Raw genomic sequence first — 24,003 nt, 5'->3', positions numbered from 1 at the left:
AGCGGTAACAAACGTCGTATTTCGATCAAACGCAAACGAGTGATTCAAACGATGGCGCCGATTGACTAAGATGCGCAGAAGACGTTCGACAAAAACGCACGGCGCGGGGTGGCCAGATGCAAATGAACGGGTTGATTCCATCGGCATGGATCGATGACGTCTACGCTGCGGCACTGGGCGATCAACGGTGGGAAACGGTGCTGGACGGGCTGCGATCGTGGGTCGGCGTGCGCATGGTCACGCTGCTGTCGTTCGACGCCGCCGCGCGGGTGCCGGCGATCGAGCAGGCGGCGGGCGACGACGCGTCATGGGTCGCCGCGTGTTATCACACGTACAACACCGAGTTCTATCTGTACGACCCGGTCGTGCCGGTCGCCGGCAACTGGCCGGCGGGCCGCTGGTTCGAGGACGTCAAGCACCTGTCCGCGCACCAGCGCGCACACAGCGAGTTCTATCAGGAGTTCCTTCACCCTTACGGGCTCGGCAGCATCTCGGGCCTGTACATTCATCGCAGCGAGGGCTCCGGCGCATTCCTCAGCGTGCAGAGCGGGCCTGAATCGCAGGGGCTTTCCGACGATCAGCGCCACGCGATCGAAACCATGGGGATGCATATCAGCCGCGCGCTGCAGATCCAGGCGCGGATCGGCGAGCTCGAAGCGCGCGTGGCCGCCGCCGAATCGGCGCTCGATGCGATTCCGGTGCCGGTCTTCCTGCTCGGCGCGCAGCGCGAACTGCGCTATACGAACCGCGCGGCCGATCAACTGATCGCGGCGGAGCCGGCGTTGCGGGTCGTGAACGGGCGTTTCGCGCCGGAAGGCTGCGTCGACGATGCGCAATGGCGGCACGCGTATGCGCGCGGCGGGCTGTTGTTGCGGCGCGCAACGGGTGAACCGTTGCCGCTGGCGCTGATGCCGGTGCCCGAGCAGTCGCGCCTGATGCGCGAGCGGCCGGGCGTCGCGACGCTGATGACGGCCGCCGACCTGCGTTCGCCGTCGGCCCGCGCGCAACGGCTGCGGGTGTTCTACGGGCTGTCGTCGGCCGAGGCCGATCTCGCCGTGCTGCTGTGCTGCGACGGGCTGTCGCCGCAGGAATGCGCCGGGTTGCGCGGCGTGTCGATCGGCACGATCCGCACGCAGATCAAATCGATCTATGCGAAAACGGCCGTGACGCGCGCGGCGCAGCTGACGTCGCTGGTCATGCAGACGTGACGACGCGGCAGGCGCCGGTGCCTGCCGTTGCACGAATTCCCTGTTGTTCCTTCCTGGTTGGCGCCGAGCGCGGTGCGCGGCCGGCGCGTGCTCGTGGCATCGCGCCGCCGTGCTGCCGTGCTGCCGTGCCTCCGTGCCTCCGTGCCTCCGTGCCTCCGTGCCTCCGTGCCTCCGTGCCTCCGTGCCTCCGTGCCTCCGTGCCTCCGTGCCGCCGTGCCACCGTGCCACCGTGCCACCGTGCCACCGTGCCACCGTGCTGCCACAGAAGTCGGTCATCCTACAATATGCGAAAGCGACGCGAAAGATTGGTTTCCAGTATCGGCGGAAGCGGTCGTGCGGCTACCCGGCTTGAATGCGAACCCGTTTCCGGAAAACGTTTCGCATAAATTCGCCTAAACAGAGAACACGATTCCCCGAAATTTGCTCAAAACCCTTCGTGACAGCGGCTCTACGGGTATGCACCAAGTGAGTTAAACGATTAACCGACGTACATTCGCGTCAACACGTCATACGACGTATGACTCTGCGATTCAGCGGAGCGTCTCGCCGACGCATGTGCCTGCCGACGGATCGCCACACAACAACGATCGACCATCAAGGAGACTCACCATGAAGCACCGATTCACCGGCTCCCGTACCGTTCTGGCCGTCGCGCTGCTGGCCGGCTTCGCGATGTCCGCCCAGGCGCGCGTGTTCCGCTCGGCGGACGTGCATGGCGACAACTTCCCGACCAACATGGCCGTGAAGTTCATGGGCGACGAACTGTCGAAGCAGACGGGCGGCAAGGATTCGATCAAGGTGTTCGGCAACAGCGCGCTCGGCTCGGAGAAGGACACGGTGGACCAGGTGCGGATCGGCGCGATCGACATGGCGCGCGTGAACGGCGCGTCGTTCAACGAGATCGTGCCGGAATCGCTGATCCCGTCGTTTCCGTTCCTGTTCCGCGACGTCGATCATTTCCGCAAGGCGATGTACGGCCCGGCCGGCCAGAAGATCCTCGACGCATTCACCGCGAAGGGGATGATCGCGCTGACGTTCTACGAGAGCGGCGCGCGCTCGATCTACGCGAAGCGCCCGGTGCGCTCGCCGGCCGACATGAAGGGGCTGAAGGTACGCGTGCAACCGTCGGACCTGATGGTCGACGAGATTAAGGCGATGGGCGGCACGCCGACGCCGATGCCGTTCGCCGAGGTGTACACGGGCCTGAAGACGGGCCTCGTCGACGCGGCGGAAAACAACATGCCGTCGTACGAGGAAACCAAGCACTACGAAGTGGCGCCCGATTACTCGGAGACGCAGCACGCGATGACGCCGGAGGTGCTGGTGTTCTCGAAGAAGATCTGGGACACGCTGTCGCCGCAGGAGCAGGCCGCGATCAGGAAGGCCGCGGCCGATTCGGTGCCGTACTACCAGAAGCTGTGGACGGCACGCGAGGCATCCGCGCAGCAGATGGTGACGAAGGGCGGCGCGAAGATCCTGCCGGCCGCGCAGATCGATCGCGCGGCGTTCGTGAAGGCGATGCAGCCGCTGTGGACCAAGTATGAAAAGACGCCGCAGATGAAGCAGATCGTCGACGAGATCGAGGCCACCAAGTGACGCGTCGTACTTCCCTGAACGGCGCGGCGGCCGCGGGTGGGGCGGCCGCCCCGGACGGCACGGCGCCGGCGCGGCCGCATGCGGCGCCGCTGTTGCGCTGCGTGAACGACGTGCTGTTCCGCGTGCTGGCCGTGATCGCGTCGGCGTGCCTCGCGGTGCTCACGGTGCTGGTGTTCTACGCGGTCGTGATGCGCTACGTGTTCGAGAACGCGCCGGATTTCGTGGAGCCGATCGCGCTGCTGCTCGTGATCGTGATCGCGATGTTCGGTGCGGCGATGAAGGTGCGCGACGGCGGCCATATCGGCCTCGATTCGCTCGTGCGCCGGCTGCCGCCGAAGTCGCGCACGGTGGTGATCGCAATCCAGCACCTGAGCCTGATCGCGTTCGCGATCATGATCATGGCCGGCTGCGGCAGCATGGCCGCCGAGACGATGGGCGACCGCATTCCGATCATCGGGCTGCCCGAAGGCGTGCGCTACCTGATCGCGATGCCCGCGGCGGTCGCCATCATTCTCTTCTCGCTCGAGCACCTGCTCGCGCTTCGTCGTTCTTCGCCGGGACAATAACGCCATGGAACTCGCGATCCTGTCCGTCAGTTTTCTGATTTTCCTCGTGCTGGGCGTGCCCGTGTCGTTCGCGCTCGGCATCGCCTGCGTGCTGACCTATATGGTCGAAGGCTTGCCGATCGCGACCGCGATGCAGGCCATGATCTCGGGGATGAATGCGTTCTCGTTCCTCGCGGTGCCGTTCTTCATCTTCTCCGGCGAACTGATGCTGCACGGCGGCATCGCGGACCGGATCCTGCGCTTCGCGCAGGCGACCGTCGGCCACTTCCGCGGCGGCCTCGGGATGGCGAACGTCGTCGCGTGTACGCTGTTCGGCGGCGTGTCGGGCTCGCCGACCGCCGATACGTCGGCGATGGGTGGCGTGGTGATTCCGCTGATGAAGCGCGAAGGCTACAGCGCCGCGTACGCAGTCAACGTGACGACGCATGCGTCGCTCGCCGGCGCGCTGATGCCGACGTCGACCAACATGATCATCTACGCGTTCGCCGCGCAGGGCATCACCGGGATGCTGCACGGCCAGCCGGTGAGCGGCGTGTCGATCGGCGACCTGCTGTTCTCCGGGCTGCTGCCGGTGTTGTGGGTGATGGGCTTCGTGCTCGCCGCCGCGTACTGGCAGGCCGTGCGCCACGGCTATCCGCGCCGTGAAGACGGTTCGTCCGCGCTGCCCGCGTTCCCCGGCTGGTATGCGGTGCTGCGCAGCTTCGTCGGCGCGGTGCCGGGCCTGATGGTGATCGCGATCATCCTCGTGTGCGTCGCGAAGGGGATTGCGACCGCGACCGAAGCCGCCGCGATCGCCGTCGTGTACTCGCTCGTGTTGACCGCAGTCGTGTACCGCACGCTGACGGCCGAGAAGCTGCGCCGCGCGCTGTCGCATGCGGCGCGTACGACAGGTGTCGTGCTGCTGCTGATCGCGGTGTCCAACATGCTGCGCTTCCAGATGTCGTACCTGGAGATTCCGGATGCGATCGAGGGGCTGCTGAAGCAGTCGACCGCGGCGCCCTGGCTGATGCTGCTGTACATCAACATCATCCAGGTGTTCCTCGGCACGTTCGTCGACATGGCCGCGCACATCCTGATCACGACGCCGCTGTTCCTGCCGATCGCGATGGCGTGCGGCGTCGGGCCGGTGCAGTTCGGGATCATGCTGCTGCTGAACTGCTCGCTCGGCCTCGTGCATCCGCCGATCGGCTCGGTGCAGTTCGTCGGCTGCGCGATCGGCAACGTGTCGATCGGGGAGACCACGAAGATGGCGTGGCCGTATTACCTTGCGATCTTCAGTGCGATCAACATCGTCACTTACCTGCCGTTCTTCTCGACGTGGCTGCCGAGCGTGATCAGCGGGCACGCGGTGTTCTGAGCGCGTGCGCTGCTCGACGGGTTCGACGCGCGGCAGCTGTCGTCGAACTGACGAACGAGTGGGCGGCGACGCCGGCGCGGGCCGCGCGGCGTCGCGTCATGCCGGATCGCGTCAGGCGCGCTTGCCGACCGGCGTGAACTTCCTGCCCGGTACACGGGCTTCGTCGGCGCCGCCCCGCGCGAGGCTCAGCGCCTCCGCGCGGCTCGCCACGCACGGCGCGGAGCCGGGTAGCGGCTGGCGTGCCGTTTCGCGCAACGCGAGCACCGACACGATGCCGATGAACGAGGCGCCCATCAGGTAGTACGCGGGCATCATCAGGTCGCCGGTGCGATCGACCAGCCACGCGGTGACGAGCGGCGTCGTGCCGCCGAACAGCGACACCGACACGTTGAAGCCGATCGCGAGCGCGCCATAGCGGATGCGCGTGGGAAACAGCGCGGGCAGCGCAGACGGCATCACGCCGGTGAAGGTCGACAGCAACGTGCCGTAGATCAGCATCCCGCCGAACACGGGCAGCATGCCGCCGGTGCGGATCAGCATCAGCGCCGGCACCGCCAGCACGAGCAGGCCCACGCAGCCGGCCATCATCACCGGCTTGCGGCCGACCTTGTCCGACAGATGCCCGGCGTAGAGCGTCATCGGCATCATCAGCACCATCACGAGCAGCACCAGGAACAAGCCGTGCGATTCGCGAAAGTGCAGCGTCGCCGACAGGTAGCTCGGCAGGTACGACAGCGCCATGTAGTCGGTCACGTTGAAGATCAGCACGAGGCCGACGCATTGCAGCAGCGGCTTCCACTGTTCGACGAGCAGCGTCGCGAAGCGTTGCTTCGGCCGCGTGCGTTCGTCCGCTTCGCGTGCTTCGGCTTCCTTCTTGAAGGCGGGCGTTTCCTCGAGTTTCAGGCGGATATAGAGGCCCACGAGGCCGAGCGGGCCGGCGATGAAGAACGGCACGCGCCAGCCCCACGACAGCAGTGCTTCCTGCGACAGCGTCGCCGTGAGCAGCGCGACGGTGGCCGCGCCGAGCGTATAGCCGATCAGCGTGCCGAATTCGAGGAAGCTTCCCATGAAGCCGCGGCGCTTGTCGGTCGAGAATTCGGCGATGAAGGTGGCGGCGCCGCCGTACTCGCCGCCGGTCGAGAAGCCCTGCACGAGGCGGGCGACGAGCAGCAGCACGGGCGCCATGATGCCGATCGACGCGTAGCTGGGGATCAGGCCGATCGCGAAGGTGCCGACGGCCATCATGATCATCGTGGCGGCGAGCACGCGCTGGCGGCCGATGCGGTCGCCGAGCGGGCCGAACACCATGCCGCCGAGGGGGCGCACGAGGAACGCGGCCGCGAACGTGCCGAAAGTCGCGAGCAACTGCGCGGACGGGCTGCTGGACGGGAAGAACACTTTGCCGAGCGTGACGGCGATGTAGCTGTAGACGCCGAAGTCGAACCATTCCATCGCGTTGCCGAATGCCATGGCGCCGACCGCGCGCTTGAGGACGGCGGGGTCGACGATCGTGATGTCATCCAGCTTGACGGACTGGCGCGAAGACCGGGCTTTCGCGGGGTGCGCTTGCGACGGGCTCAATGAACTCTCCTGGAATTGCCTTGGCAGCCGGCCGGGCTGGAATGCAGTGGAGTCGTGCGGGCCGATGGTCAGCGAAGGCGGATGTCTCGGGGGCCTCGATGTCGGTGAAGTGACGCGCGCTGCGGGCGACACCGGGCAAGATTGTTGTGAGAGCCAGTTTAGAGAAACGGGCGCAGCCGGCTATCGGTCATGCGCCCGGAACCCGGTTGTAAACGACACGGAAGGAACGGCGGCTGTCGTGCCGAATCGGGTACGTGTGAGCTTGCCGTGCGCGGGACACCGCACGGCGGCAGCGGCCATGCATCGATCGCGAATGACGCGAGGCAGGTACACGAGAACGCGCATACGCGCGCTTACGCTGCCGGCAAACGCCAGTCGGCAGCGGTCAGCTTCGCGACGAAGAAATCGGCCAGCGCGCTCACCTTGGCCGGCCGTGCGCGCGCGGACGGTGTGACGAAGTACAGGCCGCCTTCGGGCAGACGCCAGTCCGTCAGGATCGGTTCGAGCTGCCCGCCAGCGAAATACTGCGTCGCGATGAATTCGGGCAGCTCGGTAATCGCGAGGCCCGCGAGCACCGTCGGCAACAGCGCCTCGACGCTGGTGCCGCGCAACATTCCGCCGGGCGTGACCGCGCAAGTGTCACCACGCGCGTGGGTGAAGCGCCACACGTCGCGCTGGCTTCGGTTCGCGTACGTCAGGCAGGGATGGGCGCCAAGCTCCTGCGGATGACGCGGCCGCCCGTGGCGCGACAGATAGGCCGGCGACGCGACGACGAAGCGCCGGACCGGTGCAATGAGCCGCGCGACGAGCGATGAATCTTCCATGATCGCGATGCGCAGCGCGGCATCGAAGCCGTCGCCGATCAGGTCGGATTGCGCATCGGTGAGGTGCAGGTCGACCGCGATGTCCGGATAGAGGTCGAAGAACTCGGGCAGCAGCGGCGCCACCCAGCGGGCGCCGAACGACAGCGGTGCGGCCAGCTTGACGAGGCCGCGCGGCCGGCTCGATGTCTCGCGCGCGAAATCCTCGGTGTCTTCCGCATCGGCATAGAGTTTCGCCGCGCGCTCGATCAGCGTGTGGCCGTAGTCGGTGAGCGCGAGCCGCCGCGATGTGCGGTTGAACAGGCGCCCGCCCAGCCGTTCCTCGAGGCGCGTCACGGCGCGCGAAACCGTCGCGACCGAGACGCCCATCGCCGCCGCTGCAGCGGCGAACGAGCCTTCTTCGGCGACCTTCGCGAACATCGCGAAACCTTCAAAATCCGGCAGGTGGGATATCGACATTTTTGCAATGATGGTTTGCAATCGTTTCTGTTTCGAAAAATAGCACGGCGCCCTACATTTGTCTCACCTCAACGGAGATGAATCATGGAACCCCAATTCGCAGGAAACCGGGCGGTCGCGGCGGGCCGCCATCCCGGTACGGCCACGCTGGACGTGTTCGCATTCGCGACGCCCAACAGCGTGAAGGTGCCGATCGCACTGGAAGAGATGGGCGTCGACTATCGGCTCGTGGCGGTCGACTTGCGCCGCGGCGAACAGAAGACCGACGCGTTCCGCGCAATGAATCCCGACGCCAAGGTGCCGGTGCTCGTCGACCGCGCGGCGCACGCCGATGGCGACATCGTGTTGAGCGAGTCGGCGGCGATCCTGGTGTACCTCGCCGAGAAAACCGGGCAATTGCTGCCGCAGGATGGCTTGTCGCGCGGCAAGGTGTTCGAGCAACTTTTCTTTCACGCGTCCGCATTGAGTCCGGCCTTCCTGCAGGCGTTCAGGGTGGCGATCGGCGCGGCACCGGAACCCGATGCGAAAGCGCGCGCGCTGGAGGAAGTGGAGCGGGTGCTGGGCGTACTGGATCGCGTGCTCGAACGCGGCCGGTACGTGGCGGGCGATGCGTACAGCATCGCGGACATCGCGCACTTCGGCTGGCTGTGGCGCCATCAGGCGATCGGCGCGACGCTCGACCGCTTTCCGTCGGTGACGCGCTGGTACGACGACATTGCCGCGCGCCCGGCGGTCGTCACCGCCGTCGAAAAGACACTGGCACTCGCGCGGTAATCCGACCACAAGCTATTTGATCAGGAGAACGATGATGAACGACCGTATCCACGAACTGCTCGAACGCAATCTGCAGGAGGTGTTCGGCGAAGGTGACGCGGTGCGCCGCCGCGCCGCGATCGAAGCGCTTTATACCGACGACTGCGTGCTCTACGTGCCGCCCGGCACGTTCGTCGGGCACGACGCGCTCGACAGGTTCGCCGGCGACTTGCGCGCGACGCATCCGCATTTCGTCTATACCGCGCATGGCCGGCCGCAGGCGCTGCACAACGCGGGCCGTGTGTCGTGGGGCTCCGGCCCGCGCGGCGAGGCGCCCGAATATACGGGCGTCGACGTGATCATCGTGCGCGACGGGAAGATCGCCGCGCTCTATGTGTTCCTCGACTCGGAGCCGTCGTAGGCGCGCCGGTTTCGATCCGCAGCAGCGCCAGCACGTGCGACAGCGTGTGCGCAGCGAGGTCGGCGGCGCGCAGGTGGATCAACGGCGGCAAGGCATGGGCGGCGAGGACGTCGACATTGCGCAAGCCGTGCCGGCCGATTACCGTCCGCTGGACGGTGTATTGCCGTGGGCGATCGCCGCCGCCGCCGAGCGCTTGTGGGCGCTGAGCGAGCAGCTCACGGATAGTCGCTGAACCGCGACGTCGGCGCCGGCAGCGTCGGCGTCGAATACCCGGGCACGTTCGCGCGGAATTGCTGCAGCAGCCCGTTGTCGATGCGGCTCAGCCCGTTGAGCTGCAACTGCACCAGCACGCGCGTGCCGGTGGTCGGCGACGTCGTGCCGTTGTAGTTCGTGTACTTCTGCAGCGCGAAGCTGACGGCCCAGCAGTCGGCCGCGTACTGGAACCCGAGCAGCCCGCTCACCAGCCGGTGCGCGGCGAGATCGTAGTCGACCGAGCCGACGCCCGACAGCGCATGCGTGAGCGGCCACTGCGCGGACAGCAACACCTGGTTCTCCGGCTCGTCGTCGAGCGTCGCGTTCGCACGCGCATACAGGTAAGCGAGATTGATCACCTTGCCGTCGGCCGGCTTCCAGTCGACGCCGGCCGTGGCCTGCGTCAGCTCGCTGCTCGACTGGTTGTATTCGACCGCCTGCTGCCATTCGAGGCCGGTGCCGACATGAAACGCGGCGCCGGCGATCACGTCGGACGGGCCGACCGTCGGCGGCGTGTCGCCCGGCATCGTGACCTGCGACGCGCGAAAGTAATACTCCTGCGCGAGCACGAAGCGCGCGAGCTCGGTGCCGCTGCCCGCATCGACGAAGCGCGTGGTGACGCCGGCCGTCAACCGGTTCATGTCGCTCACGCGGTCGCCGCCGACGAAGCGGTTGCTCGTGAAGATCTCCGCGAGCCCGAAATCGAGCGGCGCGGTGTCGAACGCCGGCGCGAAGGTCTGGTTGCGGTACGGCGTATAGACGTAGTACAGCCTCGGCTCGAGCGTCTGGATCATGTCGATGCCGAACAGCCGTACCGCGCGCTCGAATGTCGCGCCCATGTCGAGGCTCGCGGTCGGCACGTTGACGGTGAAGTTCTTCGGCTGGCCGGCCGGCGCATCGCTGCCGATCGACGTGAGGTCGTACGACGCGGCGTGCCACTGGAGCTTGGGCGTCACGTACCAGCCGGGCGCGACGATCGGGTAGCTGAGGTACGTATCGAACGTGAGCCGGTTGCCTTCGGTCGAATCGGCGGTCGGGATCGTGAAGCGCGTCGCGTTCACGTCGGCGCCGAAGTCGAAGCCGCCGACGTTGTAGCGCGTGTATTTCGCATCGAGCTCCGGCTCGCGGTTGTACGGCGGCGTGGTCGTGAACGACTGCCAGTTCTGCACGCGTGCGAGCACGGACCACGGGCCGTGGTTGTAGGTGACGCCCGCTTCCTGCTGGAACAGCGTCTGCGAGCCGACGACGAGCGAGTTCGCGCTCGAGAAATCCGACGGCACCGATGCATCGGACACGCGGTTGTAGTTCGCATACGCGGCGAAGCCGTTGCCGAGGTTCTCGCGATGCTGGAACGCGATCGAGTAGCGGTTGGTGTGCGTCGTCGCGTCGTCGGGCAGCACGCTGGCCGACAGCGAGCCGGAGTCAGCCGCGCCCAGGTAGCGATAGTCGGTCGTCAGCATCGCGCCGCGCTTGGTCATCAGCCGCGGCGTGACCGTCAGGTCGTAGTTGGGCGCGAGATTGAAATAGATCGGCACCGCGAGGTCGTAGCCGCTCGTCGAGCTGATCGCGAACGTGGGCGGCAGGATCCCGGTCTTGCGTTGATCGTTCAGCGGAAACGACATCCACGGCGACGCGAACAGCGGCACGCCCGCGAAGTAGAGCACGCCGTCGTGCGCGACGCCGACGCCCGCCGCATTGTCGAGATCGAGTCGCGACGCGCGGAGATACCACGCCGGATCGTTCGCGCAATGGCAGGTCGTGTACGTGCCGTCGTACACGACCTCGCGCGTATCGTCGAGCAGGTCGGCGCGCGTGCCGGAGCCCGAGCCGCCCGTCAGGTTGAAGCGGTAGTGCGGCGCGCTCATCGTGCCCGCGACGCTGTCGAGCTGCAGATGCGCGTCGGGGCCGGCGAACGTGTTGCCGTCGTGTGTGACCTGCACATGACCGTATGCGTCGGTCATGTCGGTATCCGCGTCGTAGTGGATCGCGTCGGCCTTCACGACCGACGTGTCGCGCCGCAATTCGGCATGCCCGCGCAGCGACAGGTCCTGGTCGACGGTGCCGGTCGCGGCGGCGCCGATCCCGAACGTCGTTGCGGCCTGGCCGGGTGCGAGGGGATGCTCGACGAGCTGCGACGCGATGCGCAACCCCCATGCGTCGCCGATCCGGTAAGGGTCGGCCGCGGCGCTCTGCAGTTGCGCATCGGCATCGCGGGGCGCGCCGAATGCGACTGACAGCGCGACCGACAGCGCGACCTCGACGAGCACCGTGAGCACCCAGGCGCACAGGCGGGCGACGAGGCCGCCGCGCGCGGCGTGGCGCGGGCCGGGAGCGGAATCAGAACGACGTGCCAATCTGGAACTGGAACTTCTGGTACTGGTCGCCGGTGTGGTGGACGATCGGCAGCGCATAGTCGATCTTCAGCGGGCCGATCGGCGAGATCCATTCGAGCCCGACGCCGTAGCTGTACCGCAACCCGTTCGCGCCGACGCTGTTGCCTTCGGTGCCCCAGACGTTGCCGCCGTCGACGAACGTGAACACGCGCAGCGTGCGGTCGTAGCCGGTGCCGGGCAGCGGCACGGTCATCTCGACGTTGCCGACCACCATCCTCGAGCCGCCGATCGGGTCGCCCGTCGTCGCATCGCGCGGGCCGAGCGAGCCGGGCTCGTAGCCGCGCACGGAGCCGATGCCGCCCGCGAAGTAGTTCTTGAAGATCGGGTACGGCTGGCTGCCGAGCCCGTTGCCGTAGCCGGCCTGGACATTGAACCCGAGCACGAGGCCGCGCGCGAACGAGTGGTAGTACTGCGCCTGCACGTCGGTCTTGTAGTACGACACGGTGCCGATCGGCGTGCCGTACTCCGCGTTCGCCTGCAGGAAGTAGCCGCGCCCGGGGATCAGCGCGCTGTCGCGCATGTCGCGCGACCAGCCGATCGTGAACGGCGCGACGTTCGACACGCGCCCGAACGTGTTCACGTAATCGATATAGCTCTGCGGCGTCGTCGAATCGACGTCGAGCCGATCCTGTTCGAGCCCGAGCCCGAAATACACCATGTCGCTTTCGGAGAACGGGATGCCGAACTTCGTGTCCACCCCGTACGAAATGATCCGGAAGCTCGTGTCGTTGGTGCTCGAATAGTAGAGCGGCTGCGTGGTCCGGTAGTACACGTCGGTGATGCGCTTCACGCCGTCGATCGTGAAGTATGGATCGGTTTGCGACACGCTCAGCGTGCGCATCGTCGTTGCGGTGTTCGCGTTGACGGCGATCGTCTGGCCGCTGCCGAACACGTTGTCCTGCGATACGCCCGCCGAGATGATCGGCCCTTCGCCGGAACCGTAGCCGAGGCCGAGCGAGATCGTGCCGGTGGGCTTCTCGGTCACCTTCACCTGTACGTCGACCTGGTCGGTGGTGCCTTCGACCGGCACCGTCGTGACGTCCACGTCAGTGAAATAGCCGAGCCGGTTGATGCGCTCCTTCGACAGCTTGAGCCGCGACGAATCGAACCACGCATCTTCCATCTGGCGCATCTCGCGGCGGATCACCTCGTCGCGCGTGCGCGTGTTGCCGGAAATGTCGATGTGCCGCACGTAGACGCGGCGCCCGGGCGTGACCTGCAGTGTGAGATCGACGGTGTGATGCTGCTGGTCGATCTGCGGCACGGTATTGATCGTCGCGAACGCGTAGCCGTATTCGCCGAGCTTGTCGATCAATGCCTGCGTCGTGTCCTTGAGTTTCGCCGCGGAGAAGCGTTCGCCGGCACGGATCGCGACGATCCGGTTCAGCTCGGTCTCGCGCCCGAGCAGGTCGCCGGCGAGCCGGATGCCCGAGATCGTGTACGGCTTGCCTTCGTGCAGCGCGATGGTCAGGTCCATGTCCTTGCGGTCCGGCGACAGCGACACCTGGGTCGACTCGATGTTGAATTCCAGATAACCGCGATCGAGGTAGTACGCGCGGACGGCGTCGAGATCGGTCGCGAGCTTGTCCTTCGAATACAGGTCGTCCTTCGTGTACCAGGAGAACCAGTTCGGCGTCGACAGCTGCATTTCGTCGCGCAGCGTCGCGTCGCTGAACACGTGATTGCCGATGAACGCAACCTGACGGATCTTCGCGCTCGGCCCTTCGACGACGGAGAACAGCAGGCCCACGCGGTTGCGGTCGATCGGGCTCACGGTGGTCGTCACTTCGGCCGCGTAGTAGCCGCGCGTCAGGTACTGGCGCTTCAGCTCCTGTTCGGCCTTGCTGACGAGCGACGGGTCGTATGCGTGACCGGACACCAGGCCGACCGCCTTCATCGCCTTTTCGATCGCGTCCCGGTCGAACTCGTGGAGCCCGGTGAAATCGATCGTGCCGATCACCGAGCGTTCCGCGACGTTCACGATCACGACGTTGCCTTCCGTCGCGATCCGCACGTCGTTGAAGAACCCGGTTGCGTAGAGCGCGCGAATCGCGGCCGAGGCCTTGTCGTCGGTGAAGGGGGTGCCGATCTTGAACGGCAGATACGAGAACACCGTGCCGGGCTCGATGCGCGTCAGGCCCTCGACGCGGATGTCCTGGATCGTGAAACCGCTCGACGCGGGTGTGTCGGGTGCCGCTTGCGCAGCCGGCACCGACTGCGCGTGAACCGGCAAAGCAGCCGGCGTGAGCCACCACAGCCGGGCAAGCCAGCCGAACCTGATCGAACGCGTTTTCACTGCCAGTCGATCCCGTCGTCGAACGCATGAACGCGATGTTCCGCGTCGTTCTGCGCATCGCGCGCGAGCAGGCGCGACACCGTGTCGACATGCGATTCGGCCAGCTGGTGCACGGCCGCGTAGCCGTTGCCGCAGATGGCACTCAGCGACAGTCCCGTCGCGTAACGGCCGGTGAGCCGGCAGCGGAAGATCGTGCGCGCGTCGACCGGCAGCAGGTACCAGCTGCCGGCGTCGAAATCCGACAGCGCGTAGGCGAAGGGTTGCCGGGCGAGTGCGGCGGTCGAAGAAGGGATTCGCATGATGAGCATGTCCTGTCAGAAAGGAACGGAAAGCCGCGATTCGAGCCGGTTCGGCTCGGATCGTCGTGTGATTCGGATTGCGAATTGAAATTGGCCGGATTCGCCAATCGAAGGCGGGGCCGGTCAGCGCCGGTCGCGCATCAGTTCAGCATCGCGTGATTGACCGGTGCGGTCATTTCGGGCGGCGACGCGAGTGCTTCGACGAGGTTGGTCAGGTTGACGGCGGGCAGCGCGAATGCGATCCAGCCCATCCCGACGTGACGAATCGACAGGACGGCGCCGTCGTAATCGGCGAGCCGGTCGACCCGCCAGCACGGGTCGATCTGCAATGGATACTGGCCTTCCGGCGGTTCGACCGGATGCGTCGGCTGCATCGCCGCGCGTGCGGTCGCGAGCTGCAGGATCATCTGGTCGATATCGTTGACGCCGAGTACGGCGGTCTGGCCGTCGATCGTGAACCTGATCACTGGATACCCGGATTCGGTGGAGACTTCCATGCGCATCGTGTGATACATGATCGGGCCTTTCACTGTCGCTGTCGGGGAACACTGCCGCCATCGGCGTGGCCGGTACGCGGTGTGACGGAAGCATAGGTCACGCTATCGTCAAATAAATTTCAAGATTGTTTCGTCATATTCAGGACTCCGGTATTGACGCGTTGTAAGCGGATTGAATTGGACTTCGCGCAAGAGTGGCCCGTAATTATTGAGATATGTGGCGAGGGTGACAGCGGGCGATGGTCCGGATCGGTAATCGATGCTGCATCACGAAGCGTGCAGACTCTCGGATGACGGAATTTCGCGGGGAAATGCGCATTTCAGCGCGTATCGAGGCTGCAATATTTCAAACGATTGCCGAGAGGGGCGAGCGTGTCGTGCGCCGGCCGTCGCGAGTGACGGCCGGCATCTGCTGCGATCAGAACCGGTGGCGGATGCCGAGGCTGACCATCTCCTGGCTGTCGGTGCCGGCGACGCCGTACGAACCGATCGATGCTTCGGCGCTCGATACCGACCCGTCCGCGTTCAGCTGCGAACCGGTCGCCTTTTGCCACGCGCCGACGAGATACACGTCGGTTCGCTTCGACAGGCTGTAGTCGGCGCCGAGCGATACCTGGTTGTAGGACGCGTCGGTGTCGCCGCTCGCATGCGTATAGCTGTAGCCGAGGCCGAGCAGCAGCGCCGGCGTGGCCTGGTAGTTGAAGTACGCCTGGCCGGTGTTGAACTTCTCGGTCGATGCGAACGCCGACAGTGCGTCCGCCTTGTACGCTGCATTGCTGTACGAGAGGCCGATCGTATACGGCCCGGCGACGTAGCGTGCGGCGACCCGCGCGATATTGATCGACTTCGCCGTCGCGTAGCCCGAGTTCACCGGGCCGTCGAAGGTGCCGTCGGAAGTCGACGACCAGCCCGTGCGCGCGATCGTCGAATTCGCGTTGTCGGCCACGTAGTAGCCGGCGGCCAGCGAGAACGGGCCGTTGTTGTACGCCGCCGCGACCGACCACGTCTGCCCCGATCCGGTTTGCCCCGCGACGCCGCCGAGTGCGTACATCGTCTCGACCTGCAACCCGCCGTAGTTCGGCGACAGGTACTTGATCGCGTTGTTGGTGCGCGAGCTGTTGTCGTAGTTGTCGACATCGCCGGCGGTGGCGAACGTGCTGCCGAAGTAGTTGTCTTCGGTCAGCCCCTGAACCTGGTCGACGAGCGGATCGTACTGGCGGCCGAGCGTGAGCGTGCCGTACTGGGCGCTTTGCAGGCCGACGTACGCCTGGCGGCCGAACAGCGAGGTCGTGCCGTTGTACGTCCCCATCTTGCCGTTGTTGACGTCGAAGCCGTTCTCGAGCTGGAAGATCGCCTTCAGCCCGCCGCCGAGATCCTCGCTGCCCATCAGGCCCCAGCGGCTGCCGGACAGGTTGCCCGAGTAGAGGCCGAGCTGGTTGCTGCCGGTGGGCGTGGCGTTGTGCGTGAACTGGATCGACTCGTCGATGACGCCGTACAGCGTCACCGTGCTCTGTGCGTGCGCGGCGGAAACGCCGGCCAGCAACGCGAGCGACAACAGCGATTTCCTCAAGATACCTTTCATCATGAACTCTCCTGGCATGTAACGGAACTGCTTTCCTTCCTGCCGAAGCGTCGGGCCTTCGTCAGGAGCCGCCATTAGGTCACGACACAATTTTCGATCCGTTGGGATTCCACAACGACGGGTTTACCGCAGATTTCCGCTCGGCATTTATGTAATTTGATGGTTGTGTACGCAACCGATTTGACGTGCGTGACGGAGCGCGCGCACTCACGACGCAATCCGCGTAGCAAGGGGCGGCATCGGGGGCGAGCACCCATGCGTTGGTGCGAAGCGCCAGGGAACCGCACATTCGCGCGTCAAATGCCGTAATGAAAACAGGCGGAAAAAGGAGGGGGCGATCAGGCGGGCACGTAACCCGCTTGCTTGGCGACTGCGTGAGGCCGGTAAATCGCGGTAACGCGGCCCGTAAACCGGGTAATTCCATCGCAATCTACACTGGATCGATCGGATGGACGAACTTCAACGCAACGAGACAAGGGCCGCCATGAACTCGACACAAGCGGTGTTTCTGCATTCCGGATATGGGGCGACCGATGGCTGGCTGTGGTCGTGCCTTCGCGATCTCGACGGTGTCATGGCATACGACGAACCGCTGCGCGCGATGGTCGAATCGGTCGATTACGCGCAATACGCGAGCACCGGCTCCGACGGTCCGCCGGCCGCGATGCCGTGCCCCGGCGAGCGACCGGCGGCGGACGTGGCCGACGCGCTCAGGCTGGACACGCCCGGCCTGTCGCGCGTCGAAATGGCCTTCCTGGCGAACCAGTTCGAAGAAGCGACGCCCGAATACGCGGGCGACATCGAATATTTCCTGCGCACGCTGATGACCCAGGCGTTCGATCGCGGCCGCATACCGGTGTTCCGGTTCGGCGAATCGCTCGGGCGCCTCGCATGGATGCGTCGCGCGTTCCCCGATGTCGTCCATATCGTCGTCGCGCGCAATCCGCTCGCGCAGTGGCAAGCGTGCTGCGACCGGCTCGTCGCGCATTGCGACACGTTCAGCATCGCGATGCCGTTCCTGGCGCTGGCGTGCGGCCGCAGCGTGGCGGCGGTCGAGCGGGTGGTCGTCGGCCTGCGCATCGACCTGCCGGACAATTTTCCGTCGGTCGGCGAGTGGCAGCCCGATCAGTGCATCGAATTCTTCAAGGCCCATGCGGCGTACGTGGGGCCGGCGGCTTCGTATCGCGCCTTTCTCGGTTGCTGGCTGCTCGCGATGCGCCATGCGACGACCCATGCGGATGCGGTTTTCGACTGCGACCTGGCGATCCGGTCGCACGCGTACCTGAGTGCCGCCGAAGCGTGGATCGCGAACCTGACCGGATTGACGCCGTCGCTGCGTGCCGCGCACCGGAACCGCGCGCTGCGTGGCCGGAACCTGTCGTCCGCCGACAATGAGGATGCCCATCTCGTCGCGATGGAGGTCGGCAAGTTGCTGGTGCGCGACGGCAGCGCGCCGGTCGACGCGCTTGCGCTGTGGGCAAGCAAGCTCGCCGAGGCGACGCTGGGCACGCGCGCGGATGCCGATGCGACGGATGCGTACGGGAAGATGTGCGTGGATCAGGCGCTCCGGATCGTCGATCTTGCGGCGGCCGGCAGTTTCGGTTGCGATGCGGTGCTCGCGAGCGAACTCGCGATGATGAAGGCGGCGTTGGGCGGGTTGGCCGAGCAGGAGAGCGAGCGGCGGCCGGGGCCCTGGTCGAGGTTGACGAGTACGGCGCGGAATTTTTGGGCGACGCGGCTGTAGGGGGAATCAACCGGAATCGTCGCGGGGTTTCATCAACAAAAAAGCGCGCGGCCGCAAGGCACGCGCGCAAGCTCGGAGATCGTTTGCGGGTGGCGAATCAGTTGCCGTTCGACGCGACGGTGTTGGCTGCGCCGGCACAATCCTTCTGATACTCCTTCATCAGGCGCGCCTGCGCCGAATCGATATCGTCCGGATAGCTGCTCTCGTCACCCGACGACGGGTTGTAGCCGACAGATTCCAGCTCGTTCAGCTCGTTGATCAGTTGCCGATGGGAAACCGGGCCTTGCGTATGCACGAACGGATAGTCGTTGCATTGCGCCGCCGTGAGCTTTGGCGCGGCATGCGCAGCGAAGCTCAGCACGAGCAGCGCGGAACAGGCGAGGTAACGGGCGGGATGTTTCATCTTCGACTCCTGGGAAGCGTGGGGAACTGGCCGTACGGTGGGATGCCAACGTCGACCTCACGACCAAGGTTAGGCACCGCGGACTATCGAAACGGCCGCGCGAAGATGAAACAAGTTTTATACCGGTCGACCCCGGCCGACGCGTTCGTCGCCGTACGCATCGAACCTTAAAGAATCCTTCATGCACGTGCGACCGAACGGTTAGACGCGCGGGCGTATCGTCGAACACGTGATCAATCGACGCTGCGCACGGCGCGGCCTGCATCGGGGTAATGCAATGAAAAAGACCGTCAGGATGGCCGCACTCATCGTGCTGGTGTGCTCACCGGTGCTGTCGTTCGCGAAGGTGCAGGGAACGGGGCTCGCGATTGCCGATGCGACGCTCGCGCATGAGAAGGCCGAACGCATGCAGCGCGCGGAGGACGCGGCGCATCGTGTCGCTTCGCATCGCGTCGACCAGCCGGGTGTGGAGCCGCACCGAAGCTGATGCACGATTCTTTACCGATACCTTTCGGCGCGAGCGGTTGCAACCGCCCGCGCACGACGGCGGAGGGCCGTGCGGCATCCTGTCGCAACGGCGCGGGCCGGTAACGCCGGCCGGCGTTGCCGCCGTATATGAAACTTTCTTCATGAAGTCGACGCGCACGATTTACGCGCGTGCGTGTAGTCTGCATCCGAACGCGATCGCCCTTCGGGTGTCGAAGCGTGGCGTCCCTTCGCTGAAGACGAGAATCGTATATGGCATTATCAGTTTCCCCCGGTAACACGCCGGCCCTGCCCGACAGGCTGGTCGAAAACGGTGCGGCCATCGCGCACGTACTGACGATCGAAGACGACGAAATCACCGCGAACGAAATCGTCAGAGAGCTGAAAGGCCGTGGCTTTACGGTCGAATGGGTGGCGAACGGCCGTGACGGCATGGCGCGTGCGCTCGGCAACGAGTTCGACGTGATCACGCTCGACCGCATGCTGCCGGTCGTCGACGGTCTCACGATCCTGACCACGATGCGCAGCGTCGGTGTGCGCACTCCGGTGCTGATGCTGAGTGCGCTCGGCGATGTCGACGAACGCGTGCGCGGCCTGCGCGCGGGCGGCGACGACTACCTGACCAAGCCGTTCGATCCCGAGGAAATGGCGGCGCGCCTGGAAGTCCTGCTGCGCCGGAGCCAGAGCTCGCCGGCGCCGTTCGCCACGACGCTGACCGTCGGCCCGCTCAAGCTCGACCTGATCTCGCGCAAGGTGTTTCGCGACGGCGATGAAATCGCGCTGCTGCCGACCGAGTACCGCGTGCTCGAATACATGATGCGCAATGCCGGACAGACCATCACGCGCACGATGCTGTTCGAGGCCGTATGGGGCTATCACTTCGACCCCGGCACCAACCTGATCGAAGTGCACATGGGCCGGCTGCGCAAGAAGATCGATCCGCCCGATGTGAAGCAGATGATCCAGACGGTACGCGGCGCAGGCTACATCCTTGGCTGAGTCCGCTACCTTGACGTCCTCGATGCATCACGTCCAGCCGGCGCCGAAGCGCCGCTGGTACTCCAGCACGTTCCGGCTCGTCTCGGTCTATGCGCTGACGTTTTCCGTTTCGGTAATGCTGCTGCTCGGCTTCATCGCATCGGTCATCACGCACGACATGGAGCGCGAAACCGACGTGGTGATCGACTGGCAGATGATCTACTTCGATTCGCTCCAGGACAGCCAGCTTGCCGCGGCCATCCAGCACCGGATCGAGCACGAACGGATGCACACCAACTACTTCGGGCTCTTCACGGCCGACGGCAGGCATATCGCCGGCGACGTGCTGGCCATGCCCGACGGCATCCGGCCGGATCGCAACGGCGTGACGCTCGATCACACGATGACGATCGCGGGCGACCAGGTGCCGCCGGTCGTCCGCACTATGGCGGAGCGGCGCGCCAACGGCGACGTGCTGGTGCTTGGGCGCGACCTGACGCACATCCTGCGGATTCGCGCGGCGATCATCCAGGCGCTGGTCGGCGGCGGGCTGCTCTGCCTCGGGGCGGGGGTCGTCGGCGGCCTGATCCTCAGCGTGCGGCAGATGCGGCGCCTGAAGGAAGTCCGGCGCATCACGCAGCGCATCGCGCAGGGCGACCTCGGGCAGCGGCTGCCGATCGGCGGGCACGACGAGATCGACCTGCTGTCGCATCTGGTCAATCACATGCTCGAGGAAATCGAGCGCCTGATGAACGAGGTGAAGGGCGTCTGCGACGGCATCGCGCACGACCTGCGTACGCCGCTCGCGCACGTGCATACGCTGCTGGCGCATGCGGCAGAGCGCGCGGACGGGCTCGACGATGCCGCGCTGGCGACGCTCGTCGCCCGCGCACGCAACGAGACCGATGTGCTGCTCAGCCGGTTTCGCGCGATGCTGCGCATCGCCGAAATCGGATCGCTGCAGCGGCGCGGCGGGTTCGCCGAGCTTGCACTGGAAGATCTCGTCACGGACGTCGGGCAACTGTTCGAGCCGCTCGCCGACAGCCGTGCCATCCATTTCGTCGTGCTTGTCGAACCCGTCGCGCGGATTCACGGCGATCGCGCGCTGCTGTTCGAGGCACTCACGAACCTGCTCGACAACGCGCTCAAGTACACGACCTCGGGCGACACCGTGCGCCTGGAGCTCCACGATACGCCGTCCGGTCCGCGCATCGACGTGGTCGACAACGGCCCGGGTATCGCGGCGAACGAACGCGAGGCCGTGCTGCAGCATCGTTACCGCAGCCGCCGCACCGGGCACCTCGCCGGGGCCGGGCTCGGCCTGAGCATCGTGTCGACGGTCGTCAACGTGCACGACTTCACGCTGCGCATCGGCAATGCCGAGCCCGGCACGCGCGTGACGATCGAATGCTGGCCGAGGTCGCTGGGATGACGGGGGTTCGCATGCAACCGTATGTGCGCGCCGGTTCCCGCCGCGAGGCCCGCTGACGATGCGCGTGCTGCTCGTGACTTCGCCGCACCCGGAAGCGTCGTGGCTGCACAAGGCGCTGCAGGAAAGCGGGCACAGCCTGCAGCGCGCCGACGATCTGCGTGACGGGCTGTTCCTCGCGTCGCAGGAGACCTTCGACGCGATCGTCGCGACCGCGTTCGAGCCGGGCAGCGATGCCGCGCTGATCGCGACGCTGCCGCGTTTCGTTGCCGACGGCGGCGGCGCGGCCCTGGTGGTGCTGATCGGCCAGGCGTCGGCGCGCGAGCGCATCCGCGTGCTGCGCGCAGGCGCCGATGCGTGTTTCGGCGCGCCGTATTCGTTCATCGAGCTGCATGAGCGCCTGCAGGCGTTGCAGCGGCTGGCCGGGCCGCGCGACGTGGACGGTCCGGTCGCGGTGGTGTCTATGCTGGAGACGCTTGCGCGCGAACTCAAGGACGGCAAGCTGCGCCTCGCCGTGACGCGCCGCGAATGCCTGCTGCTCGAATGCCTGATGCGCCATCCGAACGCGCCGGTGCCGCGCGACCAGTTGATCCGGTATGTGTGGCAGGACAAGGACGATGTCGATCCGTCGAGCGTCAATCTCGTGGTGTCGCGGCTGCGCCGCAAGCTCGCGCGGCATCTGCCCGATGTCCGGATCGATACGGTGAGCCGCTACGGCTACCAGGTGACGCTGCCGGACGCGTAGTTGCGCAGCTCGGGCCGGCGCCCTGTACGAACGGGCGCGTTGCCGATGGCAGCGCGCCCGTCTTGCGTTTACGAGCCGAAGAACGGCACACAGAAATCGGGCGGGCCGACACAATCGCCGGGGCCGTCGGGTTGCGCGCCGGCACAGCCGGACAGCATCACGCCGGCCGCGATCGCGACGAGCGCAACACGGGCGGAACGAACGAGCAAGGGACGAAGCTTCATGGATGACGAGTGATGCGATGAGCGGGAGGCGTCGCCACGGACGCCACGAACGGCGCGGGCGGCGTGCGCCGGGCAGCGTGCCCGGCCGCACGGCGGTGCGCATTAATGCGAATAGAGCGTGGAGTCCAGGTACTTGAGCTGCCCGTCCTGTTCGGCGTGCACGAGTTCCGCGTAGACCTCGGCACGTGTCTTCTCGTGGATCGGCTGTCCGTACGGCGGCACCCACTGGCCGGCGGCCTGCGCGCCGGGCACGCCATCCTTGGTGGCGGCCGGCGTCATCTGCATCGCCTGGGTACTGGTTTGAGCGAACGCGGGAACGGACAGCGCGGCGCACGCGGCGAGTAGTGCGGAAGCGGCGATCTTGGCGGTTTTCATGTTTGGAGTCCTCATGATGATTGACTGGGGTCATCCACCGGCGCGGCTTGTCGATGTCGCGCATCGGGTTGAGGACAAGCATAGGGGAGGGGCGCTATCGGATCGGCATACGCAACGTGAAAAGAAATTCATGCGCCGGCGCGCGATCTGCGAGGACATGAAACGGGCGTATCGCGAAGATGAAGAAGGTTTCATTAATCGGGCCGTTTTGATAACGGCGCTGTCATGCCCGCTGCCTAAATTGTGCGCCATCGCATCGCGGACAGATCGGCCGCTCCACACCGGCCGGCGATGCGAGAAGACCGATCCACTCTAGCGAAACCATCATGAAGAAACATCTGGCAATCCCGGCAGCGGTTGCGTGCCTGCTTGCAGGCGCGGCACATGCGCAGAGCAGCGTCACGCTGTATGGCACGATCGACGCGGGCCTGGACTACATCAGCAACCAGAAATCGGCGGCCGGCGCGGGGCCCGCCTACGGTGTGCAGAGCGGCAACGTCAGCACGTCGCGCTGGGGGCTGCGCGGCAACGAGGATCTCGGCGGCGGCCTGGCTGCCGTGTTCACCCTGGAGAACGGCTTCAACGTCGCGAACGGCAAGCTCGGCAATGGCGGCGACGAGTTCGGCCGTCAGGCCTGGGTCGGCCTCGCGAGCCGCCAATGGGGCACGGTAACGCTCGGCCGGCAGTACGATTTCCTGGTCGACTTCGTCGCGCCGCTGTCGGCGACGGGCTCGGGATTCGGCGGCAACATCGCCGATCACCCTTACGACAACGACAACCTCGCCAACGACACGCGGATGAACAACGCGGTGAAATTCCGCAGTGCAGACTATGGCGGCTTCACGTTCGGCGGCGCGTACGGCTTCAGTAATCAGGGCGGCGGGTTCAGCAACAACAGCGCGTACAGCGTCGGCGCGCAGTATGCGAACGGTCCGGTCGATCTGGCCGTCGCCTACCTGCAGTCGAACCAGCCAGGCGGCGTGAATGCGCCGCAGAACACAGGTGGATCGCTGAGCAGTTCGGACGGCGATGCGATGCTCGTGGGCGGCCGCTGGCGCACGTTCGGCACCGGCGCGCACTATGCGTTCGATCATGCGACGATCGGCTTCGTCTATACGAGAACGATCCTGAACGACCCGCGCGAACTGTCGCAGGGCGGCGCGTACGGCGCCGTGAACGGCCAGTTGCTGACCTTCAGCAACTACGAACTGAACGGGCGCTACTTCCTGACGCCGGCCTTCTCGCTGGGCGGCTCGTATACGTTCACGCAGGGCCGCTTCGACGATGCGGGCCGCAGCATCGCGCCGAAGTGGAACCAGTTCATGCTGCAGGCCGACTATGCGCTGTCGCGCCGCACCGATCTCTATCTCGAAGGCGTGTACCAGCGCGTGACGGGCGCAGAGGGTGTCGCGGTGCTCGGCAACGCGGGGATCTTCAATCTTGCCGCGTCGGGCAACGATCGCCAGGCGGTGGTCGCGGCCGGCATCCGTCACAAGTTCTGATCGGCCGGGCCTACGTAAAAAAAGCACCCGTCGCGA

24 protein-coding genes are annotated in these 24,003 nt (G+C 65.9%); 14 read left to right on the top strand and 10 right to left on the bottom strand.

Annotated elements, in window-relative coordinates; translation table 11 throughout:
• Positions 1–122 precede the first annotated feature (122 nt).
• From HAV18_RS19015 to HAV18_RS19000, 4 genes are all read left to right on the top strand, one after another.
• On the top strand, positions 123–1,208 hold the full coding sequence (locus tag HAV18_RS19015; protein WP_243771702.1) for a helix-turn-helix transcriptional regulator: 1,086 nt from the start codon (positions 123–125) through the stop codon (positions 1,206–1,208).
• Between the two features lie 609 nt (positions 1,209–1,817).
• Entirely contained in the window at positions 1,818–2,804 is a 987-nt protein-coding gene (locus HAV18_RS19010) for a TRAP transporter substrate-binding protein (protein WP_166958496.1), read from the top strand.
• Positions 2,801–3,370, top strand: coding sequence for a TRAP transporter small permease (locus HAV18_RS19005; RefSeq protein WP_166958494.1), 570 nt, complete (start codon positions 2,801–2,803; stop codon positions 3,368–3,370). Before HAV18_RS19010 ends, HAV18_RS19005 begins: the two co-directional genes overlap by 4 nt.
• 4 nt (positions 3,371–3,374) lie before the next feature.
• Entirely contained in the window at positions 3,375–4,727 is a 1,353-nt protein-coding gene (locus HAV18_RS19000) for a TRAP transporter large permease (protein WP_039347791.1), read from the top strand.
• 111 nt (positions 4,728–4,838) lie between these two features.
• Here HAV18_RS19000 and proP read toward each other — a convergent pair whose 3' ends face one another.
• Positions 4,839–6,308, bottom strand: coding sequence for a glycine betaine/L-proline transporter ProP (gene proP / locus HAV18_RS18995; RefSeq protein ID WP_166958492.1), 1,470 nt, complete (start codon positions 6,306–6,308; stop codon positions 4,839–4,841).
• A 353-nt stretch (positions 6,309–6,661) separates the two neighbouring features.
• Positions 6,662–7,582 carry a LysR family transcriptional regulator gene (locus HAV18_RS18990; protein ID WP_166958828.1) on the bottom strand — a complete coding sequence of 307 codons (921 nt, stop codon included), beginning with the start codon at positions 7,580–7,582 and terminating at the stop codon, positions 6,662–6,664.
• Positions 7,583–7,672: 90 nt separating this feature from the next.
• Here HAV18_RS18990 and HAV18_RS18985 point away from each other — a divergent pair, with 90 nt between their 5' ends.
• From HAV18_RS18985 to HAV18_RS18975, 3 genes are read left to right on the top strand one after another with little or no spacing between them, the layout of a single operon-like run.
• Positions 7,673–8,362: a glutathione S-transferase family protein gene (locus HAV18_RS18985; protein ID WP_166958490.1), complete on the top strand. Its 690-nt coding sequence runs from the start codon at positions 7,673–7,675 to the stop codon at positions 8,360–8,362.
• A 34-nt stretch (positions 8,363–8,396) separates the two neighbouring features.
• Positions 8,397–8,762, top strand: coding sequence for a nuclear transport factor 2 family protein (locus HAV18_RS18980; protein ID WP_166958488.1), 366 nt, complete (start codon positions 8,397–8,399; stop codon positions 8,760–8,762).
• Positions 8,763–8,796: 34 nt separating this feature from the next.
• Complete coding sequence (locus HAV18_RS18975; protein WP_243771700.1) at positions 8,797–8,994, top strand: hypothetical protein; 198 nt, start codon at positions 8,797–8,799, stop codon at positions 8,992–8,994.
• Here the strand turns inward: HAV18_RS18975 and HAV18_RS18970 are convergent.
• The 5 genes from HAV18_RS18970 to HAV18_RS18950 form a co-directional block, all read right to left on the bottom strand.
• Positions 8,978–11,368, bottom strand: coding sequence for an LPS-assembly protein LptD (locus HAV18_RS18970; RefSeq protein ID WP_243771699.1), 2,391 nt, complete (start codon positions 11,366–11,368; stop codon positions 8,978–8,980). The two genes, HAV18_RS18975 and HAV18_RS18970, sit on opposite strands and share 17 nt — an antisense overlap.
• Complete coding sequence (gene bamA / locus HAV18_RS18965; RefSeq protein WP_407062432.1) at positions 11,352–13,619, bottom strand: outer membrane protein assembly factor BamA; 2,268 nt, start codon at positions 13,617–13,619, stop codon at positions 11,352–11,354. Before bamA ends, HAV18_RS18970 begins: the two co-directional genes overlap by 17 nt.
• A gap of 80 nt (positions 13,620–13,699) precedes the next feature.
• Entirely contained in the window at positions 13,700–14,002 is a 303-nt protein-coding gene (locus tag HAV18_RS18960) for a hypothetical protein (protein ID WP_166958484.1), read from the bottom strand.
• Positions 14,003–14,142: 140 nt separating this feature from the next.
• Complete coding sequence (locus HAV18_RS18955) at positions 14,143–14,499, bottom strand: hypothetical protein (RefSeq protein ID WP_166958482.1); 357 nt, start codon at positions 14,497–14,499, stop codon at positions 14,143–14,145.
• Between the two features lie 418 nt (positions 14,500–14,917).
• Entirely contained in the window at positions 14,918–16,084 is a 1,167-nt protein-coding gene (locus HAV18_RS18950) for a porin (RefSeq protein ID WP_407062429.1), read from the bottom strand.
• Between the two features lie 481 nt (positions 16,085–16,565).
• Between HAV18_RS18950 and HAV18_RS18945 the strand changes: the two genes are divergently transcribed.
• Positions 16,566–17,825 carry a hypothetical protein gene (locus HAV18_RS18945; protein ID WP_166958480.1) on the top strand — a complete coding sequence of 420 codons (1,260 nt, stop codon included), beginning with the start codon at positions 16,566–16,568 and terminating at the stop codon, positions 17,823–17,825.
• Positions 17,826–17,922: 97 nt separating this feature from the next.
• Here the strand turns inward: HAV18_RS18945 and HAV18_RS18940 are convergent, their stop codons facing one another.
• On the bottom strand, positions 17,923–18,228 hold the full coding sequence (locus HAV18_RS18940) for a DUF4148 domain-containing protein (RefSeq protein ID WP_166958477.1): 306 nt from the start codon (positions 18,226–18,228) through the stop codon (positions 17,923–17,925).
• Between the two features lie 277 nt (positions 18,229–18,505).
• Here HAV18_RS18940 and HAV18_RS18935 point away from each other — a divergent pair, with 277 nt between their 5' ends.
• The 4 genes from HAV18_RS18935 (at position 18,506) to HAV18_RS18920 (ending at position 21,866) form a co-directional block, all read left to right on the top strand.
• Positions 18,506–18,715, top strand: a complete 210-nt coding sequence (locus HAV18_RS18935; protein WP_166958475.1) for a hypothetical protein — start codon at positions 18,506–18,508, stop codon at positions 18,713–18,715.
• Between the two features lie 320 nt (positions 18,716–19,035).
• Entirely contained in the window at positions 19,036–19,713 is a 678-nt protein-coding gene (locus HAV18_RS18930) for a response regulator transcription factor (protein ID WP_347814773.1), read from the top strand.
• 22 nt (positions 19,714–19,735) lie between these two features.
• On the top strand, positions 19,736–21,124 hold the full coding sequence (locus tag HAV18_RS18925) for a HAMP domain-containing sensor histidine kinase (protein ID WP_166958822.1): 1,389 nt from the start codon (positions 19,736–19,738) through the stop codon (positions 21,122–21,124).
• A gap of 58 nt (positions 21,125–21,182) precedes the next feature.
• Positions 21,183–21,866, top strand: coding sequence for a response regulator transcription factor (locus tag HAV18_RS18920; RefSeq protein WP_166958471.1), 684 nt, complete (start codon positions 21,183–21,185; stop codon positions 21,864–21,866).
• A 68-nt stretch (positions 21,867–21,934) separates the two neighbouring features.
• Here the strand turns inward: HAV18_RS18920 and HAV18_RS18915 are convergent, their stop codons facing one another.
• Both HAV18_RS18915 and HAV18_RS18910 read right to left on the bottom strand, forming a co-directional pair.
• A complete protein-coding gene (locus tag HAV18_RS18915; protein ID WP_162923038.1) occupies positions 21,935–22,090 on the bottom strand; it encodes a hypothetical protein in 156 nt (51 codons plus the stop codon).
• A gap of 102 nt (positions 22,091–22,192) precedes the next feature.
• Positions 22,193–22,465: a DUF4148 domain-containing protein gene (locus tag HAV18_RS18910; protein ID WP_166958468.1), complete on the bottom strand. Its 273-nt coding sequence runs from the start codon at positions 22,463–22,465 to the stop codon at positions 22,193–22,195.
• Positions 22,466–22,478: 13 nt separating this feature from the next.
• On the opposite strand from HAV18_RS18910, the gene HAV18_RS18905 reads away from it, so the two are divergent.
• Together HAV18_RS18905 and HAV18_RS18900 are read left to right on the top strand one after the other, a co-directional pair.
• Entirely contained in the window at positions 22,479–22,781 is a 303-nt protein-coding gene (locus tag HAV18_RS18905; RefSeq protein ID WP_166958466.1) for a hypothetical protein, read from the top strand.
• Between the two features lie 10 nt (positions 22,782–22,791).
• Positions 22,792–23,967: a porin gene (locus HAV18_RS18900; RefSeq protein ID WP_166958464.1), complete on the top strand. Its 1,176-nt coding sequence runs from the start codon at positions 22,792–22,794 to the stop codon at positions 23,965–23,967.
• Positions 23,968–24,003: the final 36 nt, after the last annotated feature.

This window comes from Burkholderia sp. D-99 (assembly GCF_011605345.1).
In the GTDB taxonomy this organism is placed as follows: domain Bacteria; phylum Pseudomonadota; class Gammaproteobacteria; order Burkholderiales; family Burkholderiaceae; genus Burkholderia.
Note: the sequence above shows the minus strand (reverse complement) of the source record. Positions and strands in the feature narration are given on the sequence as shown.